Raw genomic sequence first — 20,048 nt, forward strand, 5'->3', positions numbered from 1 at the left:
TTTCTCCGGCGGGATGAATTTCTTCACTCCCTGCTGAGCCGTCTGCGTTGCCGCTTTGCCGTCTCAGTGGTGGCGCAGTATAGGGATTTCTGATGGACTGACAAGCGTTAATTTGAAGTTTTTGCACAACCGCTCACTTTTCGGTCGATACGCTGAAATTAGCAACGAATTGGCATCGCACAGGCAAAAAAAACGGGCCCGAAGGCCCGTTTACGTCAAATCTCATCACTGATGTGCGACGATGACATCGTCTTTAACATCCATTTCAATGGTTTTACCCGGAACAAAAGCACCAGAAAGAATCTTCTGCGCCAGTGGGTTTTCAATTTGCTGCTGAATAGCGCGTTTCAATGGACGTGCACCGTATACCGGATCATATCCATTTTCACCCAACAGCTTCAGCGCTGCATCCGTGATATGCAATTGGTAGCCACGTTCATCCAGACGTTTGTACAACCGCTGCAGCTGAATCTGCGCGATAGAAGCAATATGCTGCTCGCCAAGCGGATGGAACACCACCACCTCATCAATACGGTTAATGAACTCTGGGCGGAAATGCGAACCTACCACCGTCATCACCATATCTTTCATTTCCGGATAGTCCAACGCACCGAAACGTTCCTGGATCAGGTCAGACCCAAGGTTAGAGGTCATAATGAACACGGTATTACGGAAATCGACCGTACGTCCCTGCCCATCGGTCAAGCGCCCATCATCCAGTACCTGCAACAAGATGTTGAAGACATCCGGGTGAGCCTTTTCGACTTCATCCAGCAGAATCACGGAATAAGGGCGACGACGAACAGCTTCTGTCAGGTAACCGCCCTCTTCATAACCGACATAGCCCGGAGGTGCACCCACTAAACGCGATACCGAGTGTTTTTCCATAAACTCGGACATATCAATACGCACCATGGCATCGTCGCTGTCGAACAAGAAGTTAGCCAGCGCTTTACTCAGCTCGGTTTTACCCACACCGGTTGGTCCAAGGAACAGGAACGAGCCAATTGGGCGATTAGGATCGGACAGACCTGCACGACTACGACGAATCGCATTTGATACTGCATCAACGGCTTCGTTCTGACCAATCACGCGCGCATGCAGCTCTTGCTCCATTCGCAGCAATTTCTCACGCTCGCCTTCCATCATTCTTGCCACTGGAATGCCGGTCCAGCGCGCTAGCACGTCGGCAATTTCCACGTCTGTTACGCGGTTACGTAACAGTTTCATGGTTTTGCCTTCTGACTGCGTGGCAATAGTGAGCTGCTTTTCCAGCTCTGGAATTTTGCCGTATTGCAGTTCAGACATTTGCCCCAGGTCACCAGTGCGTCGCGCCTGCTCCATCGCCAGACGAGCCTGCTCCAGTTCCGCCTTAATGTTCTGCGTCCCCGTCAGAGAGGCTTTTTCCGCTTTCCACTCTTCTTCCAGCTCAGCGTATTCACGCTCTTTCTGATCGAGTTCCGTTTCCAGCATCTCCAGACGTTTGATACTGGCATCGTCCGACTCTTTCTTCAGTGCCTGTTGTTCCAGCTTTAACTGGATGATGCGGCGTTCCAGACGATCAAGCGACTCCGGTTTCGAGTCCATCTGCAAACGAATGCTCGATGCAGCCTCGTCAATCAAGTCAATTGCCTTGTCTGGCAGCTGGCGATCGGAGATATAGCGGTGCGACAACGTGGCCGCTGCCACAATCGCCGGGTCAGTAATCTGCACATGGTGGTGTAACTCATAGCGCTCTTTCAGGCCACGCAGAATAGCAATGGTGTCTTCCACGCTCGGTTCAGCCACAAAGACTTTCTGGAAACGACGCTCCAGCGCCGCATCTTTCTCAATGAACTGGCGATACTCATTCAGCGTGGTAGCACCCACGCAGTGCAACTCACCACGCGCTAATGCAGGTTTCAGCATGTTACCGGCATCCATGGCGCCATCGGCTTTACCCGCGCCAACCATGGTATGCAACTCGTCGATAAACAGAATGACGTTGCCTTCCTGTTTTGCCAGATCGCTCAGCACACCTTTCAGGCGCTCTTCGAACTCACCACGATATTTAGCACCCGCCACCAGCGAACCCATGTCCAGGGCCAACACGCGGCGACCTTTCAATCCTTCTGGCACTTCACCATTGATAATGCGCTGCGCTAACCCTTCGGCAATCGCAGTTTTACCTACGCCGGGTTCCCCAATTAATACCGGGTTGTTTTTGGTACGGCGCTGCAATACCTGAATGGTACGACGAATCTCTTCATCACGACCAATCACCGGATCTAACTTGCCAAGCTCGGCGCGCTCGGTCAGATCGATGGTGTATTTTTTTAAAGCCTGGCGCTGATCTTCAGCCCCTTGATCGTTCACGTTCTCTCCTCCCCGCAATTGCTCGATGGCCTTAGTGAGTTTTTCGGTGGTTGCACCAGCGGACTTCAATAGGTCCGCCAGCGAACCACGAGAGTCGAGGGCCGCCAGAACAAATAATTCAGATGATATAAAGTTGTCGCCGCGCTTTTGCGCGAGTTTGTCGCACAGGTTCAGGACCCGAATGAGATCGGCTGAAGGCTGTACATCGCCATCCGTACCTTCTACCTGCGGCAGTCGGTTGATAGCTTGTTCGATGCTGGTACGCAGACCAGCCACATCGGCACCTGCTGCGCCAAGCAACGGACGCACCGATCCGCCTTCCTGATTGAGCAAAGCGCTCATCAAGTGCAGGGGTTCGATAAATTGATTGTCGTGTCCCAGAGCAAGGGACTGAGCATCGGCAAGGGCCAACTGGAATTTATTAGTAAGACGATCCAGACGCATGATTCCTCCAATACAGGTCAAAATGCTACTGGAGATTAAATGAGGTCATCCCTCAAATATTTCAAGGTTAATGACCTGTGTTGCGAACAAAAAATACGCTACTGGATCGTCTTGCGGCGTAAGATTATCTCAGCCAAATCAAAGTTGCCATACGCCCGGTGATTCCATCTCGTCGGTAGGAGAAAAAATCATTGGCTTCGGTGAAAGTGCAACGCTGTGAACCACTGATAGAATGCACTCCAGCGGCCTGAAGTCGCTGACGCGCTAGCTGCCAGATATTCGCAAAATATTTGTCACCAACCGGGCGAAAAGCCGCATCGGCTTGTACATCGTGCGCCAAAAAGGCTTCACGCACCTCAGCACCGACTTCAAATGCCTGCGGGCCGATAGCGGGTCCAAGCCAGGCGTGGATCTCACGGGCTGGTGAGCGAAACTGTTGCAGCGTCTGTTCCAGCACGCCGTTACACAGACCACGCCAGCCAGCGTGAGCAGCAGCCACTTCACTGCCATCATCACTGCAAAACAACACCGGCAAGCAATCCGCCGTCATGATGGCGCAAACTACACCGGATTCGCGGGTAATGGCCGCATCTGCATTGGGTAATAACTCGTCCGCAGGCAAACGCACAACGTCCTGCCCATGCACCTGATTAAGCCACTGCGGCATGGCGGGCAGCAGTTTATCTTTCAAATGCTGACGATTTTGCAAGACATGCGTTTCAGCATCGCCAACGTGCGCCCCAAGATTCAGCGAATCCCAGGGCGCAGTGCTAACACCGCCATGTCGCAAGGTGGAACATGCCTGAACGCGCTGCGGTGCAGGCCAGTCAGGAATGATCCACTCACTCATAGCCAATCCATTTGATCGCGGAACTCATGGGTATCGGCTTTCAGCGCGTCAATCAGATCGACCATGTCTTGCGGCAACGGCGCATGCCATTCCATCTCAATGCCGGTGATGGGATGGTAGAGACGCAGCATGGTGGCATGCAGCGCCTGACGGTCAAAACCGCGCAGCGCGGCGATGAACGCATCTGATGCACCTTTAGGCGGACGCGGACGACCGCCGTACAGCGGATCACCCACTAATGGATGGTTGATATGCGCCATGTGCACACGAATCTGGTGAGTACGACCCGTTTCCAGACGCAGACGCAGACGCGTATGAGCACGGAAATGCTCCATGATGCGATAATGCGTGGTCGCGGGTTTACCCATAGGGTGTACCGCCATGTGAGTGCGTTTGGTGGAGTGGCGCGCCATCGGCTCATTAACCGTGCCGCCTGCCGTCATGGTGCCAATCGCAACCGCTTCATATTCACGGGTAATCTCGCGCAGCTGCAGCGTTTCCACCAGATGCGTCTGAGCGGGAACGGTCTTCGCCACCACCATCAAACCGGTTGTGTCTTTATCAAGACGATGGACGATCCCAGCACGCGGGACGTCGGCAATTGGTGGGTAATGATAAAGCAGCGCATTCAGGACCGTACCATCCGGATTACCTGCCCCAGGATGCACCACCAGGCCACGCGGTTTGTTGATGACCAGAATATCATCGTCTTCATAAACGATGTTCAGGGGAATGTTTTGCGCTTCCCAGCGCTGCGCTTCTTCGATTTCAGCATCGATAGACACCTGCTCACCGCCGAAAACTTTCTCTTTCGGTTTATCGATGATGGTGCCGTTGACGCTGACGCGACGCTCAAGGATCCATTCTTTTATGCGGGAACGTGAATAATCAGGGAACAATTCCGCCAAAGTCTGATCTAAGCGTTGTCCAAGCTGTGCTTCGGACACCGTTGCGGTGAGTTGAACTTGTTGTGCCATATACAGCTTCTTCGTTAACGTTGGGTTTTCACGGCGATGCCGTTTAATATAATGTGCTATCGTACCAGGTCATAACCGGGAGCTATACGGACAGCTTCCGCTACAACACTTTGAGGATAATCATTTCGTCATGACGCGTATGAAACATCTGGTGGCTGCTGCCACATTGAGCCTGAGCCTGGCTCTGGTGGGTTGTTCCGGCTCATCGGATCCCGTTCCGGACAGCCCGCCATCTGAAATTTACGCTACAGCCCAGCAAAAGCTGCAGGACGGTAACTTTAAAGCGGCGATTAAGCAACTGGAAGCACTGGATAACCGCTACCCGTTTGGCCCTTATTCGCAGCAAGTACAGCTGGATTTAATCTACGCGTATTACAAAAATGCCGATCTGCCACTGGCGCAAGCCGCTATCGCTCGCTTTATGCGCCTGAATCCGACTCATCCAAACATCGATTACGTCATCTACATGAAAGGCCTGACGGATATGGCGTTGGATGACTCTGCACTGCAGGGCTTCTTCGGTATCGATCGTTCAGATCGTGATCCGACGCACGCTCGTGATGCTTTCCGTGACTTCTCACAGTTGCTGCGCAGCTATCCGAACAGCCAGTATGCTGAGGATGCGCAGAAACGTTTAGCCTACCTGAAAGAGCGTCTGGCGAAGTATGAACTCTCGGTGGCGCAATTCTATACCAAGCGTGGGGCCTATGTCGCCGTTGTTAACCGTGTTGAAGGGATGATGAAAGATTTCCCGGATACCGAAGCCACGCACAAAGCGCTGCCGCTGATGGAAAATGCATACCGCCAGCTGCAGTTAACCGCAGAAGCGGACAAGGTAGCGAAGATCATCGCGACAAATAATCAGCCCTGATTTTACTACCAATAAAAAAGCAGCCTTAATGGCTGCTTTTTTTGCCGAAAATTCAGCCAGATTGCTGATTATCCGCTGCGGTTAACTCATCAATCTTGCTCTTTTCATCCCTGCCCTTCAAGCATTTTCCGCGATTTTATGAGCCTTTCTCACAATTCACTGGCATTGACAAAAAGTGACATTTCAATGTGATCTAGATCACACTTTTTCCTGATTTACGCGGTATGCTGGTCCTACCCAGACGGAAATGACAGAGAGGTTTAACTATGATTCTGAACATTACCAGCAAACAAATGGAAATCACTGCGGCTATCCGCAACCATGTCGAAGACCGTCTCGCCAAGCTGGAAAAGTGGCAAACTCACCTGATAAATCCGCACATCGTGTTATCGAAAGAGCCGAAAGAATTCGTGGCTGATGCCACCATTAACACACCGAACGGCACGCTGGTTGCCAGCGCGAAACACGAAGATATGTACACGGCTATCAACGATCTGATTGCCAAGCTGGAGCGACAACTGAATAAGGCGCAGCACAAGCCTGAAGCGCGCCGCGCAACCAGCAGTATGAAAGATTTCACCCCTGCGGGATAAATAGACCTTTTCCAGTAACGCGCCTGCGGGCGCGTTTTTTATTGACAGCTTTAAATCACTGCGGTTACTCTCAATCCACTTTATTACTGGAATCACACATGAAACATCTACCGTTCTTCTTCGCATTCTTTTTTACCTTCCCCTGATTGGGAGGTGATTCGTCGTGTGAAAATGAATGCGAAGACGAACAACAAAGCCTCCCAAACGGGAGGCTTTTTTATTGGACATTTTACAGGTGAGCCCTATGAATCCCGAAAATCCGCTGCTGGCATTACGCGATAAGATCAGCGCCGTTGATGAAAAGCTGTTAACGCTGTTATCTGAACGCCGTTCGCTGGCGGTTGAGGTGGCGCAAGCAAAGCTCGCGACCCATCGCCCGATTCGCGATGTTGAGCGTGAACGCGCACTGCTGGAAAACCTGATCTCACTCGGCAAAAGGCACCAGCTTGATGCGCACTACATTACTCGTCTGTTCCAACTGGTGATTGAAGATTCGGTACTGACTCAGCAAGCGCTGCTGCAGAAAAACTTAAACCACCCGCACGCACACGCGCCGCGCATCGCATTTCTGGGTCCTAAGGGTTCGTACTCTCACCTCGCGGCGCGTAAATACGCCACACGTCATTTTGATTCCATGGTTGAGATGGGCTGCCTAAAATTCCATGACATCATTCATCAGGTGGAGAGTGCCCAGGCCGATTACGCCGTGATGCCAATCGAAAATACCAGCTCAGGCTCGATTAACGACGTCTATGACCTGCTGCAGCAAACCACGCTCTCCATCGTTGGCGAGCTGACCATCCCAATCGAACACTGTGTGCTGGTCAACGGCAATACCGACTTACAGCAAATTGAAACGGTTTATAGCCATCCTCAGCCATTCCAGCAGTGCAGCCAGTTCATCAATCGGTTCCCGCAATGGAAAATCGAATATACCGAAAGCACCGCAGCGGCGATGGAAAAAGTCGCGGCAATGAATTCAGCAAAAGTGGCTGCATTGGGCAGCGAGGCAGGCGGAGAGTTGTATGGTTTGCAGGTACTGGAGCGGAATTTAGCCAATCAGCAACAGAACCATACGCGTTTCATTGTGCTGGCGCGTAAGCCGATTGAAGTTTCTGGCCAGGTGCCTGCGAAAACCACGTTGATTATGGCAACCGGCCAGCAAGCCGGTGCGCTGGTTGAGGCTCTGCTGGTGCTGCGTAATCACAATCTGATCATGAGCAAACTGGAAAACCGCCCAATCAACGGTAATCCGTGGGAGGAGATGTTTTACATCGACGTGCAGGGCAATCTGCAATCGGAGAACATGCAGCTGGCGTTGAAAGAGCTACGTGATTTGACGCGATCTCTGAAAGTACTCGGCTGCTATCCGGGTGAAAATGTTGTTCCGGTGGAACCGCGACTGTAAATGAAAAAGGCATCCTTGCGGATGCCTTCTCTTTTATTGCCGGCTATCGTTAGCCGAACGCAACATGCTTCGGCTCTCTACCAGGAAGCGTTGAGCGTAATCGCCAAACCAGTGCGCGACACCTTCAAAGCTCTTGATGAACGCCTGTTTATCGCCCTGCTCCAGCAATTTAATCGCATCACCAAAGCGCTGGTAATAACGCTTAATCAGCGCCAGATTGCTCTCCGAAGACATGATGATGTCTGCGTAAAGCTGCGGGTCCTGAGCAAACAGTCGACCAACCATCGCCAGTTCCAGGCGATAAATCGGTGAGGACAGCGCCAACAGTTGATCAAGGTTGACGTTCTCTTCCGCTAAATGCAAACCATAGGCAAAAGTGGCAAAGTGACGCAGCGCCTGGATAAAGGCCATGTTCTGGTCATGCTCGACCGCGCTGATGCGATGTAAGCGCGCGCCCCAAACCTGAATCTGCTCAAGGAACCACTGGTAGGCTTCCGGCTGACGGCCATCACACCACACCACCACCTGCTTCGCCAGGCTACCGCTATCCGGGCCAAACATGGGATGTAAGCCGAGAACAGGGCCGGTATGCGCCGCCAGCATCGCCTGCAATGGACGATTCTTCACCGATGCAAGATCAACCAGAATGCAGTCTTCCGGCAGTGTTGGTAATTCGGCGATGATCTGCTCGGTCAGATGAATGGGCACACTGATGATGACCATGCCCGCATCTTTGAGCAGCTCTTCAGAACGATCCCAATCGCCCTTGTCCAGAATACGGACCTGGTAACCTGACAGATTGAGCATCTTTTCAAACAAGCGCCCCATCTGGCCACGCCCACCAACAATCACCACCGGGCGCAGCGTTGGGCAGAGCGTTTTGAAGCCTTTGTCGTTTTCATGCGCATAAGATTCACGCATCAGGCGACGTAAGACATCCTCAATCAGATCTGGCGAAACGCCGAGCGCTTCAGCTTCCTGACGACGTGAAGCCAACATGCTGGCTTCACGTTCTGGCACATAAATCGGCAAACCATAACGGCTTTTGACCTCACCTACTTCAGCTACCAGCTCAAGGCGTTTGGCTAATAGCCCAAGCAGGGCTTTATCGACTTCATCAATTTGATCGCGTAGCGCGGTCAGTTCAGCCACCATGACTCTTTATTCCTCGTGTGACAGACGTGCCGACAGCACTCCCTGCAGATCCTGATGGATTTCACGCAGCAAGGTTTCCGTGGTTTCCCAGTTGATGCAGGCATCCGTGACGGAAACACCGTATTTCATTTCGCTACGTGGCTGCTCAGAAGACTGATTGCCTTCGTGAATATTGCTTTCCAGCATCAGGCCAATAATGGAACGATTTCCATCTTTAATCTGCGCAATAGCCGATTCGGCTACACCCGGCTGACGGCGGTAGTCTTTATTAGAATTACCATGGCTGCAATCTATCATTAAGGCTGGACGCAGTCCCGCTTTCAGCATCTCTTTTTCACACTGCGCAACATCTTCAGGACCATAGTTAGGCGCTTTCCCACCACGCAGGATCACGTGGCCATCCGGGTTGCCCTGAGTCTGTAACAGGCAAACCTGTCCTGCCTGATTGATGCCGACAAAACGGTGCGGCATCGCGGCGGCGCGCATGGCGTTGATCGCCGTGCCCAGGCTGCCATCAGTGCCATTTTTGAAGCCGACAGGCATTGATAAACCAGAAGCCATCTCGCGGTGTGTTTGTGACTCGGTAGTACGAGCACCGATCGCAGACCAGCTAAACAGATCGCCCAGGTATTGTGGGCTGTTAGGATCCAGTGCTTCAGTTGCCAGCGGCAGGCCCATCTCCACCAGGTTCACCAGCAGCTGACGCGCAATGTGCAGCCCGGCTTCCATATCAAATGAGTTGTTCATGTAAGGATCGTTGATCAGCCCCTTCCAGCCAACGGTGGTACGGGGTTTTTCAAAATAAACGCGCATAACGATATACAGCTGATCCTTCAACTGTGCAGAGAGAGTTTGCAGCTGACGAGCATATTCCAGTGCGGCTTCGGTATCGTGAATTGAACAAGGACCACAGACCACCAGCAGGCGCGGATCGCGGCCAGCAATAATATCGGCAATGGTCTGGCGAGAAGCAGCAATCTGCGCTTCCTGCGCCGCAGTGAGCGGGAACTTCGCTTTCAGCTCTTGCGGGGTGATTAAAATTTGTTCGTCGGCGATATGCACATTGTTCAGCGCGTCTTTCTGCATGATGGCGATCCTTTTAACTCGTGTATGCGGTTTGGGATCCTCACTGAGGATGGCGCTTACTGTACCACAACATGTACATCTTGCAATCCGTGAATGTACACTTTTATTACCACTATTGATAAGCACCACAAAAACAATACAAAAAACACCTTAAATACATGAAGTTAATGAAATTGAGGCCATCTAACACAAAGTGATTTATGTAAATTTTATTTTACACCCCACTTTTATTTAAAAGTGCCTACACCCTCTTTTTCCATTAACATTTTGTTATTCATCGTTTTCCAGGATCTTAGGATGTCAACCTCTGTCATCACCTTACGCCCTTTCGTTCTAGAGGATGCTGGCGCTTTTACTGCGGCGGTCAATCAGTCTCTCAACAGCCTGCTGCCATGGATGGTATGGGCGCATCACGATTATCGGGCAGAGGAAGCCACTAACTGGATTAATTTCACCCATATGCAGCGGAGTAACGGTGAAGCGGAAGAGTTCGCTATTGTCGATAGCAATGATCGGTTACTCGGCGGCGCAGGCATCAGATTCGCACAGCGGCTTGGGGAATTTAGTGCATTAGGCTATTGGGTTCGCAGCGATGCACAAAGGCAAGGTGTCGCAACACGTGCAGTGGCTCAATTGGTGGACTTTGGCTTCAAGCACGCGCAGATCCCCTTACTGGAGATTATCGCTGCTGAGGAGAATCATGCCAGCCGTGCCGTGGCATTGCGCAGTGGTTTTGAGTTTATCGATTGCCGCTATGGTTTAATCATTCTTGATAGCGGCCCAGTGAATAGCGCGATTTACCAACTCAAGCGACCATAAAAAAAGGGGCTGGCCATTAGGCCAACCCCTTGTTTGCTATTAACTTTGGGATGTCGCTTACGCGCCCAGACGCTCTTTGATACGAGCTGACTTACCGGTACGCTCACGCAGGTAGTACAGTTTGGCTTTACGTACAGCACCACGACGTTTGACAGAAATGCTGTCAATTACCGGAGAGTGAGTCTGGAAGACACGCTCAACGCCTTCGCCGTTTGAAATCTTACGAACAGTGAATGCAGAGTGCAGACCGCGGTTACGAATAGCGATAACCACGCCCTCGAATGCCTGCAGACGTTTCTTAGAACCTTCAACGACCCATACTTTCACTTCCACGGAATCACCCGGACGGAATGAAGGTACGTCCTGCTTCATCTGCTCTTGTTCAAGTTGCTTGATAATGTTGCTCATAATTAAATCTCTATATCCTGGGTAAACTGATAGTCAGGGAAGATTACTCTTCCACCTGATGGTTTTGTTGCTGCTGATGTTCCCGTTGGAACTCATTTAGCAACCGTGCTTGCTCTTCAGTCAGAGCCAGGTTTTCCAGAAGTTCAGGTCTTCTTAGCCAGGTACGGCCTAGCGACTGTTTCAGGCGCCAGCGGCGAATATCGGCATGGTTGCCCGACAGTAAGACTGGCGGAACCTCCATCCCTTCTAACACTTCAGGTCGGGTGTAGTGCGGGCAATCCAGTAAACCATCCGAGAACGAATCCTCATCGGCTGACGCCTGCTTGCCCAATACGCCGGGGATAAACCGGGCGACTGAATCAATCAACGTCATGGCTGGTAGCTCACCACCACTGAGCACGTAATCACCGATTGACCATTCTTCATCAATCTCAGTATGAATCACGCGCTCATCAATCCCTTCGTAACGACCACACACCAGAATCAACTTCTGGTTGGTCGCCAGTTCGCAAACGCCCTGTTGGTCCAGTTTGCGACCCTGAGGTGAAAGATAAATCACCCTGGCACCTTCTCCCGCCGCCGCTTTCGCTGCGTGGATAGCATCCCGTAAGGGTTGCACCATCATCAACATTCCCGGTCCGCCGCCGTAAGGACGTTCATCCACGGTACGGTGCCGGTCGTGCGCGAAGTCACGAGGACTCCAGCTTTGAATGTTGAGCAGGCCATTTTTTACTGCCCGGCCAGTTACCCCGTACTCGGTAATAGCGCGAAACATCTCTGGAAACAGGCTAATAACACCAATCCACATCGCGTTCGCCGTTACGTTACCGGATTGTCCGGAGATCAAAAACCAGGATCCCAATCTACTTCAATCGTGCCAGTAGAGAGATCGACTTTCTTGATAACCTGTTCATCAAGAAACGGGATTAACCGCTCTTGCGCACCGAATGCATCTTTCAGGTTTGCCTTAACAACGAGAACGTCGTTCGAACCGGTTTCCATCAAATCAATGACTTTGCCCATTTCGTAACCGTCGAGGTTTACCACTTTGCAACCCATAAGGTCTTTCCAGTAGTAATCACCCTCTTCCAGCGCTGGCAGCTGAGCAGAATCAACCGTAATTTCGCAATTGGTTAACTGTGCCGCAGCGTCCCGATCGTCAATGCCTTTGACTTTGATGATCAGGTCCTGATTGTGGTGCTTCCAACCTTCCAGTTCGACCTGCTGCCATTTACCGGCACGCTGGATGAACCAGGGTTGGTAGTCGAAGATGCTTTCAGCGTCTTCAGTGGAGGAAAACACTTTGAGCCAACCTCGAATGCCGTAAGCGGCCCCCATTTTCCCCAATACAATTGGGTTAACGAGAGGCTGTGCGGCAGGTTTAATGCTCATGCTAACCACCGTGACAGATTAAGCTGCTTTTTTTGCTTCTTTGATCAGCGCGTTAACGCGATCAGAAAGCGTTGCGCCCTGGGCAACCCAGTGCTCAATACGGTCCAGATCCAGACGCAGACCTTCAGCCTGACCAGAAGCGATCGGGTTGAAGAAACCTACGCGCTCGATGAAACGACCATTACGCGCATTGCGGCTGTCAGTAACGACGACCTGATAGAACGGACGCTTTTTCGCGCCGTGACGTGCCAAACGAATTGTAACCATAACATCCTCATTAGTTAATAAAGCGCTCGGGTTCCATCGAGGGATGGAACCCGAGCGCAATATAAAAAGCCCGAAAATTTTACTCATTTTGGCGAAAAAAGCAACCTGAGCGTGTTAATTTTCTGGCTGTGTGCCGCTCGCCTTAGCGACCGGGGAATCCGGGCGGCATCATACCTTTCATGCCACGCATCATTTTGGCCATGCCACCCTTCTTCATTTTCTTCATCATGCGCTGCATGTCGTCGAACTGTTTCAATAAACGGTTAACGTCCTGCACCTGCATACCTGAACCGGTGGCAATACGGCGCTTGCGTGAGCCCTTGATGATTTCCGGTTTCTGACGCTCTTTGGTGGTCATCGAATTGATGATCGCCTCCATACGCACCAGCACTTTGTCATCCATCTGCGATTTCACGTTGTCTGGCAATTGCCCCATGCCCGGCAGCTTACCCATCAGGCTGGCCATGCCGCCCATGTTGCGCATCTGCTTCAGCTGATCGAGGAAGTCGTTGAGATCAAAGCCATCACCGGTTTTGAGTTTCTTCGCCAGCTTCTCCGCCTGTTCGCGGTCAACTTTGCTCTCGATATCTTCGATCAGCGACAGTACGTCGCCCATGCCGAGGATGCGTGAGGCGATACGGTCTGGATAGAACGCTTCCAGTGCTTCCGTCTTCTCACCCATACCCATGAATTTAATCGGCTTGCCGGTGATATGACGAATAGACAGCGCTGCACCACCGCGCGCATCACCATCCACTTTCGTCAGAATCACACCCGTCAGTGGCAGCGCTTCATTGAAGGCTTTTGCCGTGTTTGCCGCATCCTGACCAGTCATGGCATCGACCACAAACAAGGTTTCCACCGGATTGATCGCGGCGTGTACCTGTTTGATCTCGTCCATCATCGCTTCATCAACGTGCAGACGACCGGCGGTATCCACCAGCAGCACGTCGTAGAATTGCAGCTTCGCTTCTTTCAGGGCGTTCTTAACGATGTCGACAGGCTTTTGGCTCAGATCGGAAGGACAGAAGTCCACGCCAACCTGCTGCGCCAGTGTTTCCAGCTGTTTAATCGCCGCCGGGCGATAAACGTCAGCAGAAACCACCAGCACTTTCTTCTTATGCTTCTCGCGCAGGAACTTACCCAGCTTCGCCACGCTCGTGGTTTTACCCGCACCCTGCAGGCCCGCCATCAACACCACAGCCGGAGGCTGTGCGTTCAGATTGAGCGCATTATTTTCTGCACCCATTGCCGCAACCAGCTCGTTGCGAACAATTTTGATAAATTCCTGGCCAGGCGTCAGGCTTTTGTTTACATCCTGACCTACCGCCGCTTCTTTCACGCGGTTGATGAACTCACGCACGACCGGCAGCGCAACGTCCGCTTCCAGCAATGCCATGCGCACTTCACGCAAGGTGTCTTTAATGTTGTCTTCGGTCAGCCTTCCGCGGCCGCTGATGTTGCGCAGGGATTGCGACAAACGATCGGTTAAATTATCAAACATGCTCTCTCACTTAGGACCGTAGCGAGGCCGCCTGGGCGGCACAATGCGGCGGATTATAGCACGAAGCCACAGCGATCTCTGCAATTGACCTTCAGATCGTTTGGAGCCTGATGCAGCTGGCGCTATACTGGTTTTTTCCTTATCTAACCGACACCTGAAAGGATCTATGTTCGTTTTCGCGATCGTGGCGCTGTTCGCCTACTCCCTCAGTCTTGCATTGATCATCCCCAGCCTGCTGAAACGCAACGGTGGCTGGCGTCGTTTTGCCGTACTTTCTGCTTGCGTCGCGTTGATCGCCCATGCGGTTGCACTGCAACAACGCATTTTTGCCGTCGATAACGGACAAAACCTCAGCCTGCTAAATATCGGTTCGCTGGTGAGTTTGCTGATCTGCGCGATCATGACCATCGTTGCATCGCGCAATCGCGGTTGGTTACTGTTGCCGATTGTCTACGGCTTTGCCTTGATTAACCTCGCCTTCGCCACCTTTGTGCCGAATGCCTTTATTACCCATCTCGAAACCACGCCGGGCATGATGATCCATATCGGCCTGTCGCTGTTTGCCTACGCTACGCTGATTATCGCGGCACTGTACGCGCTGCAGCTGGCATGGATTGATTACCAGTTGAAAAATAAGAAACTGGCTTTCACCCAGGATATGCCGCCGCTGCTGAGTATTGAGCGTAAGATGTTTCATATCACGCAAATTGGTGTAGTGCTGTTGACGTTGGTGCTGTGTACCGGTCTGTTCTTCATGCATAACCTGTTTAGCGCGGAGAATGTCGATAAAGCGGTGCTGTCCATTCTTGCCTGGTTTGTTTATATCGTTCTGCTCTGGGGACACTATCATGAGGGCTGGCGCGGACGTCGCGTCGTCTGGTTTAACTGCGGTGGTGCACTGCTGCTGACCATGGCCTACTTCGGCAGTCGCGTGCTTCAGCACCTGCTCACTTCTCACTAAAGGAATTTTTGCGTTGGAACATGTTTCAACCACCACGCTGATCGTTACGCTGGTCATCATGGTGCTGGTCTCTGCGTACTTCTCCGGTTCAGAGACCGGCATGATGACGCTCAATCGTTATAAATTGCGCCACAAAGCCAAAAGCGGTAATCGCGCGGCTCGTCGTGTCGAAAAACTTTTACGCCGTCCTGATCGCTTAATCAGCCTGGTGCTGATAGGCAACAACCTCGTGAATATCCTGGCCTCCGCATTGGGTACCATTGTCGGTATGCGTCTTTACGGCGATGCGGGTGTGGCAATTGCCACCGGGATCCTGACTTTTGTGGTGCTGGTGTTTGCTGAAGTGCTGCCGAAAACCATTGCAGCGCTTTACCCCGAAAAAGTCGCCTATCCCAGCAGCGTGCTGCTGGCGCCGCTGCAGTATGTGATGCTGCCCTTGGTCTGGCTGCTCAACACCATTACCCGCATTCTGATGCGCATGGTTGGTATCAAAACGGAAGGCTCAATTAGTTCAGCCCTAAGTAAGGAAGAGTTGCGTACCATTGTCTATGAGTCCCGCTCACTGATGTCACGTCGTAATCAGGACATGCTGCTGTCGGTGCTGGACCTGGAAAAGGTCAGCGTTGATGACATCATGGTGCCACGCAATGAAATTGTCGGCATTAACGTCAACGACGACTGGAAATCGATTGTTCGCCAACTGAGTAATTCCCCGCATGGCCGGATCGTGCTGTTCCGCGATTCGCTGGATGATTCGGTTGGCATGCTGCGCGTGCGTGAAGCCTGGCGCATGATGACCGAGAAGAAAGAGTTCAACAAAGATCGCCTGCTGCGCGCCGCTGATGAAATTTACTATGTGCCGGAAGGTACACCGCTGAATGTCCAGCTGGTGAAATTCCAGCGTAATAAGAAGAAAGTCGGCTTAGTGGTCGATGAATATGGTGACATCAAAGGGCTGGTGACCATTGAAGACATTCTGGAAGAGATTGTTGGCGACTTTACGACGTCCATGTCTCCTTCGCTGGCGGAAGAAGTGATGCCGCAGAATGATGGCTCAGTGCTGATTGAAGGCAGCGCCAACGTGCGTGAAATCAATAAAGCCTTTAACTGGACGTTACCCGAAGACGAAGCACGCACCATCAATGGCATGCTGCTGGAAGCGCTGGAAGAGATTCCGCTGGTCGATACACGCGTGAAAATCGGGAAGTACGATGTGGATATCCTCGACGTGCAAGACAACATGGTGAAGCAGGTGCGCATTACCCCGCACCATCCGCTGAAATCCTCCATCGGTTCCTGAAGCCAAAAAAAACGCCGCGAACATCGCGGCGTTTTCATTTCTGCTCAGACAGACACTAGATGTGCAGCTCTTTCAGCTTCTCAGCCGGCAGTTTCAGATCTTCGTTACGGTTCACGCCAATCTCATGCGCCAACACGTTACGCGCAATCTGCTGCGCTTCGTCGAGTGAGTGTAGCTTGTAGCTACCACACTGGTATTCATTCAGTTCCGGGATCTGGCTCTGTTCTTTCACTTTCAGAACATCTTCCATCGCCCCTTTCCACGCTTTCGCTACGCGCTGCTCGTCTGGTTCACCAATCAAGCTCATGTAGAAGCCGGTGCGGCAGCCCATTGGCGAGATATCAACGATTTCCACGCCATCACCATTGAGGTGATTACGCATAAAGCCAGCGAACAGGTGCTCCAGCGTATGAATGCCGCGCTCAGTCAGAATATCGATATTCGGACGGCAGAAACGCAGGTCAAAAACGGTGATGGTATCGCCATGCGGAGTATTCATGGTTTTTGCAACGCGCACAGCGGGTGCGCCCATGATGGTGTGATCAACAGTAAAACTATCCAGTAGTGGCATACGTCACCTCCTGTTTTGAGATTTTTTTTAAAACGATGAAACTTTTCCGTTCGCCCAACGTCTGAATATATGAAAGACGCGCATTTGTTATCATCATCCCTGACAACAGAGATGTTAATTTTGGCCACAATGATGTGGCCATTTTCTTTTTTAGCCTTCGCGACCTGCCAGATAACTTTCGAAATCCAGCGTATCACTCTGTTCCAGCTTTTCCTGCGCCTGTACCGATTCCAACGCCTGACGACTGAAGTCATCTTCGGTCAAAATCTCTAACGGCTCTTCACACAGCAGATGGCGATACTGTTCAGCCAGTGCCACACCTGCGCCGGTTAAGCCATATTCTTTGATGGCATGCAGAATACGCGCTGAATAGGTTAGCTCAGGATCATCAAACGATGCCACCAGTTGATCGCACACCTGTTGATATTGCGTGCTGCCATAATTGCTATCGAGCACCTCGGCAACACGACGCAGATCGGCAAACAGGGCTTTACCTACTTCAACCAACGGATGTTCGGTATCGCTACAGCCCACGCCAATCACCTGGCCTGGCTTACGTCCTTCCATGACCACGCGGTTCCAGTTTTTACGGCTGCACAGCAGTTCGTCGGAACTCATCTCAGGGGCATCCGCCAGGGTACACCAGATCAGGAACAGGTCAAGGAAACGCGCCTGATTGGCGTCCACGCCAATGGCGGAGAATGGGTTAATATCCAGAGAACGCACTTCGATGTACTCGATCCCGCCGCGCAACAGCGCATCAGAAGGTGCTTCGCCCGAACGTGTCACACGTTTTGGACGAATCGGTGCATACAATTCGTTCTCAATCTGCAACACGTTGGTGTTCAGCTGCAACCAGTTGCCGTCTGCATCTTTGGTTCCCATCGCTTCATACTCTGCGGACGGCGTTTTGATCGCCGCTTTCAGCGCAGCAACGTAACCGTCGAGCGAGTTGAAGGTGATGCCCAAACCGCTCTGCGACTTGTTGGTGTAGCCCAAATCACTGAGGCGTAGCGAGGTGGCATACGGCAGCCACAACGTCCCCTTGCCGTCCGTTTCAAAGGGTAATTTGCTTTCACGTCCCTGCAGGAACGATGAACAGATCGCTGGAGATGCACCGAACAGATAAGGGATCACCCAACCAAAACGATAATAGTTGCGGATCAGACGCAGATATCCAGCAGAAATGGTCTCTTTGCCGCTTTCCGCATCTTTTACATCCGCCCACTCCTGCCAGAACGACAGTGGCAGCGAGAAGTTATAATGCACACCTGAGATAATCTGCATCAGTGCGCTGTAGCGATTTTTCAGTCCCTGCCGATAGAGGGTTTTCATCTTGCCGATATTAGAGCTGCCATATTGCGCCAGCTCAATGCTATCAACATCTTCAACATAACCCGGCATACTGAATGGCCACATGCGTTCCTGACCTAACTCTCGCGCAGTGTGGCGATGTATATCACGCAGGAAGGCCAGTGACCGATCAATGCTTTGATCGACAGGTGTAATGAACTCCAGCAGCGTTTCGGCAAAATCGGTGGTAATCCAACTGTGCTTCAGCGCCGAACCCAGGGATTCAGGATGTCCGGTCGTTGCCAGGTGACCATTCGGATTGACGCGCAACGTCTCGCGTTCAATGCCACGGCCGATACCCTTTAACGCGTCGGGATGCGCTTCCAACCAGGAAAGCGCTTTTGATACGTCCGGGATCACATTAACCTCCCGCTGTGCGAATAATTTATTTTTGTTCAGCATAATGTTAACCGTAGCCTCGAATCTGTGCGAATCAATGCCACCATTGCATTGTTTGTAATGTGGCGGTCGCGATAACGATATAACGCAGCGTTTTACCGATGGCGAGGAACAGCACCGAGGGCAGCCAGGCAAAGCGCAACCAGCCTGCAAGCACGCAAAGCAGGTCGCCCACTACCGGCAGCCAGCTTAAAAGCAGCGCTGCAGGACCCAATCGATGTAACCACGTCATTGCTGTGTCATGCCATCGCCCCTGCCCTTTTGGCGGCATGAGGCGACCGAGAATAATGTTGGTCAGGCCACCCAGCGTGTTTCCCACTGATGCGGCCAATAACAATCCATAGATCGAACCCTTTTGGGCGATCAGCAAAGCAATCAGCACAGCCTCTGAACTTCCTGGAAGCAAGGTGGCACTCAGAAAGCTACTGCCGAATAACGATCCATAGGTCAGAATTTCATTCACAGTAAACGGACATCAACCACATCCATGCCCGCGGCTCGCGCCGCCTGAACACCAAAGTCAGCATCTTCAAATACCACACAGCGTTCAGGTGCCACGCCCATTAACTCGGCGCAGCGTAAAAAGGTATCGGGTTGGGGTTTATGGCGCTGCACATCATCCGCGCCGACAACGGCATCAAACAGATGATAGACACCCAAGGCTTCAAGCAGGGCCTTTGCCAGGCTGTGTTCACTGCCAGTACCCACCGCCATGGGACGACGACCATGATACGCTTTTACCATGTCCATTAACGGTAAAGGGCGTACATCATCCAGCAACATCGCCTTGAGCGCTTCGGTTTTCTCTGCGGCCAGCAAATGAGGGTCATGCTCAGCGTTGTTCTGCTCAAGAATGTACTGCGCCAGCTGCCAGGTGGGCGCGCCATTAAAACTCACCATTTTTTTCTCATCCATGGTGAAACCGTAACGGCTCAGCACCTGCTGCCAGGCTTTTCGATGTGTCGGCTCAGTATCCAGGATTGTGCCGTCCATATCGAAAATCAGGGCGTCATATTGGTCGTACATTGTCACTCCATCGAGCACCACAAAATGAGCCATTACTTTAGCGTAATGCGCTTAGGTTGTCGCCAGGTGTGCTTAACAGCAAATGCTTTGAAAGCATTAGCTATTTTTGTTTTCGGAAAAAGGTCAGGTAGCGATACCGGGGATAAATGGCGGTTATATAAGTGATTTTTGCGTGATGAAGAAAAATGGGAAGTAAATTCAGAAAGCGGGCGTTGATTGTTTCGAACAGGAGATGGTGCATCCAGGAGGATTCGAACCTCCGACCGCTCGGTTCGTAGCCGAGTACTCTATCCAGCTGAGCTATGGATG

At 51.8% G+C, this 20,048-nt stretch carries 21 protein-coding genes and 1 other annotated feature; of the genes, 7 read left to right on the plus strand and 14 right to left on the minus strand.

The window, feature by feature from the left end:
- Positions 1-225: 225 nt before the first annotated feature.
- The 3 genes from clpB to rluD all read right to left on the minus strand — a co-directional run bounded on the left by clpB (position 226) and on the right by rluD (position 4,626).
- Entirely contained in the window at positions 226-2,799 is a 2,574-nt protein-coding gene (gene clpB / locus AC1MDE_RS25360) for an ATP-dependent chaperone ClpB (protein WP_058962338.1), read from the minus strand.
- 124 nt (positions 2,800-2,923) lie between these two features.
- On the minus strand, positions 2,924-3,649 hold the full coding sequence (gene yfiH / locus AC1MDE_RS25365; RefSeq protein WP_058962337.1) for a purine nucleoside phosphorylase YfiH: 726 nt from the start codon (positions 3,647-3,649) through the stop codon (positions 2,924-2,926).
- A complete protein-coding gene (gene rluD, locus AC1MDE_RS25370) occupies positions 3,646-4,626 on the minus strand; it encodes a 23S rRNA pseudouridine(1911/1915/1917) synthase RluD (protein ID WP_034822248.1) in 981 nt (326 codons plus the stop codon). The genes yfiH and rluD overlap by 4 nt, the downstream gene beginning before the upstream one ends.
- Positions 4,627-4,756: 130 nt before the next feature.
- On the opposite strand from rluD, the gene bamD reads away from it, so the two are divergent.
- The 4 genes from bamD to pheA all read left to right on the plus strand — a co-directional run bounded on the left by bamD (position 4,757) and on the right by pheA (position 7,498).
- A complete protein-coding gene (bamD, locus tag AC1MDE_RS25375; RefSeq protein ID WP_479399359.1) occupies positions 4,757-5,497 on the plus strand; it encodes an outer membrane protein assembly factor BamD in 741 nt (246 codons plus the stop codon).
- A gap of 266 nt (positions 5,498-5,763) precedes the next feature.
- Entirely contained in the window at positions 5,764-6,090 is a 327-nt protein-coding gene (gene raiA / locus AC1MDE_RS25380; RefSeq protein WP_034822244.1) for a ribosome-associated translation inhibitor RaiA, read from the plus strand.
- A 97-nt stretch (positions 6,091-6,187) separates the two neighbouring features.
- Positions 6,188-6,312, plus strand: a sequence feature (Phe leader region).
- Positions 6,189-6,236, plus strand: coding sequence for a pheA operon leader peptide PheL (gene pheL / locus AC1MDE_RS25385; protein WP_100703679.1), 48 nt, complete (start codon positions 6,189-6,191; stop codon positions 6,234-6,236). (Overlaps the previous feature by 48 nt.)
- A gap of 22 nt (positions 6,313-6,334) precedes the next feature.
- Positions 6,335-7,498, plus strand: a complete 1,164-nt coding sequence (gene pheA, locus AC1MDE_RS25390; RefSeq protein WP_480345177.1) for a bifunctional chorismate mutase/prephenate dehydratase — start codon at positions 6,335-6,337, stop codon at positions 7,496-7,498.
- Positions 7,499-7,531: 33 nt separating this feature from the next.
- Here the strand turns inward: pheA and tyrA are convergent, their stop codons facing one another.
- Both tyrA and AC1MDE_RS25400 read right to left on the minus strand, forming a co-directional pair.
- A complete protein-coding gene (gene tyrA / locus AC1MDE_RS25395; protein WP_058962335.1) occupies positions 7,532-8,653 on the minus strand; it encodes a bifunctional chorismate mutase/prephenate dehydrogenase in 1,122 nt (373 codons plus the stop codon).
- Between the two features lie 6 nt (positions 8,654-8,659).
- The gene (locus AC1MDE_RS25400) at positions 8,660-9,739 is read right to left on the minus strand and encodes a 3-deoxy-7-phosphoheptulonate synthase (RefSeq protein ID WP_034822238.1); all 1,080 of its coding nucleotides are present in this window, start codon (positions 9,737-9,739) and stop codon (positions 8,660-8,662) included.
- A gap of 297 nt (positions 9,740-10,036) precedes the next feature.
- Here AC1MDE_RS25400 and AC1MDE_RS25405 point away from each other — a divergent pair, with 297 nt between their 5' ends.
- On the plus strand, positions 10,037-10,558 hold the full coding sequence (locus tag AC1MDE_RS25405; protein WP_480345178.1) for a GNAT family N-acetyltransferase: 522 nt from the start codon (positions 10,037-10,039) through the stop codon (positions 10,556-10,558).
- Positions 10,559-10,615: 57 nt separating this feature from the next.
- Here the strand turns inward: AC1MDE_RS25405 and rplS are convergent, their stop codons facing one another.
- The 5 genes from rplS to ffh all read right to left on the minus strand — a co-directional run bounded on the left by rplS (position 10,616) and on the right by ffh (position 14,129).
- The gene (gene rplS / locus AC1MDE_RS25410; protein ID WP_034822234.1) at positions 10,616-10,966 is read right to left on the minus strand and encodes a 50S ribosomal protein L19; all 351 of its coding nucleotides are present in this window, start codon (positions 10,964-10,966) and stop codon (positions 10,616-10,618) included.
- A 43-nt stretch (positions 10,967-11,009) separates the two neighbouring features.
- Entirely contained in the window at positions 11,010-11,774 is a 765-nt protein-coding gene (gene trmD / locus AC1MDE_RS25415) for a tRNA (guanosine(37)-N1)-methyltransferase TrmD (protein WP_045816445.1), read from the minus strand.
- Between the two features lie 35 nt (positions 11,775-11,809).
- On the minus strand, positions 11,810-12,358 hold the full coding sequence (rimM, locus tag AC1MDE_RS25420; RefSeq protein WP_034822227.1) for a ribosome maturation factor RimM: 549 nt from the start codon (positions 12,356-12,358) through the stop codon (positions 11,810-11,812).
- 18 nt (positions 12,359-12,376) lie between these two features.
- Positions 12,377-12,625, minus strand: a complete 249-nt coding sequence (gene rpsP, locus AC1MDE_RS25425; protein ID WP_480345179.1) for a 30S ribosomal protein S16 — start codon at positions 12,623-12,625, stop codon at positions 12,377-12,379.
- Positions 12,626-12,767: 142 nt separating this feature from the next.
- Positions 12,768-14,129, minus strand: coding sequence for a signal recognition particle protein (gene ffh, locus AC1MDE_RS25430; RefSeq protein WP_034822223.1), 1,362 nt, complete (start codon positions 14,127-14,129; stop codon positions 12,768-12,770).
- Positions 14,130-14,295: 166 nt separating this feature from the next.
- Between ffh and AC1MDE_RS25435 the strand changes: the two genes are divergently transcribed.
- Positions 14,296-15,090: a cytochrome C assembly family protein gene (locus AC1MDE_RS25435; RefSeq protein ID WP_038645240.1), complete on the plus strand. Its 795-nt coding sequence runs from the start codon at positions 14,296-14,298 to the stop codon at positions 15,088-15,090.
- A 13-nt stretch (positions 15,091-15,103) separates the two neighbouring features.
- Positions 15,104-16,390 (plus strand): HlyC/CorC family transporter, encoded by a 1,287-nt coding sequence (locus AC1MDE_RS25440; protein WP_045816444.1) that lies wholly within the window; start codon positions 15,104-15,106, stop codon positions 16,388-16,390.
- Positions 16,391-16,445: 55 nt separating this feature from the next.
- Here AC1MDE_RS25440 and luxS read toward each other — a convergent pair whose 3' ends face one another.
- From luxS to yqaB, 4 genes are all read right to left on the minus strand, one after another.
- Positions 16,446-16,961: an S-ribosylhomocysteine lyase gene (luxS, locus tag AC1MDE_RS25445; protein WP_034822217.1), complete on the minus strand. Its 516-nt coding sequence runs from the start codon at positions 16,959-16,961 to the stop codon at positions 16,446-16,448.
- A 150-nt stretch (positions 16,962-17,111) separates the two neighbouring features.
- Positions 17,112-18,716 carry a glutamate--cysteine ligase gene (gene gshA, locus AC1MDE_RS25450; protein WP_480345182.1) on the minus strand — a complete coding sequence of 535 codons (1,605 nt, stop codon included), beginning with the start codon at positions 18,714-18,716 and terminating at the stop codon, positions 17,112-17,114.
- Between the two features lie 31 nt (positions 18,717-18,747).
- Positions 18,748-19,176 (minus strand): YqaA family protein, encoded by a 429-nt coding sequence (locus AC1MDE_RS25455; RefSeq protein ID WP_034822213.1) that lies wholly within the window; start codon positions 19,174-19,176, stop codon positions 18,748-18,750.
- The gene (gene yqaB, locus AC1MDE_RS25460; RefSeq protein WP_480345183.1) at positions 19,173-19,739 is read right to left on the minus strand and encodes a fructose-1-phosphate/6-phosphogluconate phosphatase; all 567 of its coding nucleotides are present in this window, start codon (positions 19,737-19,739) and stop codon (positions 19,173-19,175) included. The genes AC1MDE_RS25455 and yqaB overlap by 4 nt, the downstream gene beginning before the upstream one ends.
- Positions 19,740-20,048 lie beyond the last annotated feature (309 nt).

Source organism: Pantoea folii, assembly GCF_056678875.1.

Coding starts and splice junctions, on each gene's coding strand:
- clpB (WP_058962338.1), bottom strand. CDS start 2,799: ATGCGTCTGGATCGTCTTACTAATAAATTCCAGTTGGCCCTTGCCGAT.
- yfiH (WP_058962337.1), bottom strand. CDS start 3,649: ATGAGTGAGTGGATCATTCCTGACTGGCCTGCACCGCAGCGCGTTCAG.
- rluD (WP_034822248.1), bottom strand. CDS start 4,626: ATGGCACAACAAGTTCAACTCACCGCAACGGTGTCCGAAGCACAGCTT.
- bamD (WP_479399359.1), top strand. CDS start 4,757: ATGACGCGTATGAAACATCTGGTGGCTGCTGCCACATTGAGCCTGAGC.
- raiA (WP_034822244.1), top strand. CDS start 5,764: ATGATTCTGAACATTACCAGCAAACAAATGGAAATCACTGCGGCTATC.
- pheA (WP_480345177.1), top strand. CDS start 6,335: ATGAATCCCGAAAATCCGCTGCTGGCATTACGCGATAAGATCAGCGCC.
- tyrA (WP_058962335.1), bottom strand. CDS start 8,653: ATGGTGGCTGAACTGACCGCGCTACGCGATCAAATTGATGAAGTCGAT.
- AC1MDE_RS25400 (WP_034822238.1), bottom strand. CDS start 9,739: ATGCAGAAAGACGCGCTGAACAATGTGCATATCGCCGACGAACAAATT.
- AC1MDE_RS25405 (WP_480345178.1), top strand. CDS start 10,037: ATGTCAACCTCTGTCATCACCTTACGCCCTTTCGTTCTAGAGGATGCT.
- rplS (WP_034822234.1), bottom strand. CDS start 10,966: ATGAGCAACATTATCAAGCAACTTGAACAAGAGCAGATGAAGCAGGAC.
- trmD (WP_045816445.1), bottom strand. CDS start 11,774: ATGTGGATTGGTGTTATTAGCCTGTTTCCAGAGATGTTTCGCGCTATT.
- rimM (WP_034822227.1), bottom strand. CDS start 12,358: ATGAGCATTAAACCTGCCGCACAGCCTCTCGTTAACCCAATTGTATTG.
- rpsP (WP_480345179.1), bottom strand. CDS start 12,625: ATGGTTACAATTCGTTTGGCACGTCACGGCGCGAAAAAGCGTCCGTTC.
- ffh (WP_034822223.1), bottom strand. CDS start 14,129: ATGTTTGATAATTTAACCGATCGTTTGTCGCAATCCCTGCGCAACATC.
- AC1MDE_RS25435 (WP_038645240.1), top strand. CDS start 14,296: ATGTTCGTTTTCGCGATCGTGGCGCTGTTCGCCTACTCCCTCAGTCTT.
- luxS (WP_034822217.1), bottom strand. CDS start 16,961: ATGCCACTACTGGATAGTTTTACTGTTGATCACACCATCATGGGCGCA.
- gshA (WP_480345182.1), bottom strand. CDS start 18,716: ATGCTGAACAAAAATAAATTATTCGCACAGCGGGAGGTTAATGTGATC.
- yqaB (WP_480345183.1), bottom strand. CDS start 19,739: ATGTACGACCAATATGACGCCCTGATTTTCGATATGGACGGCACAATC.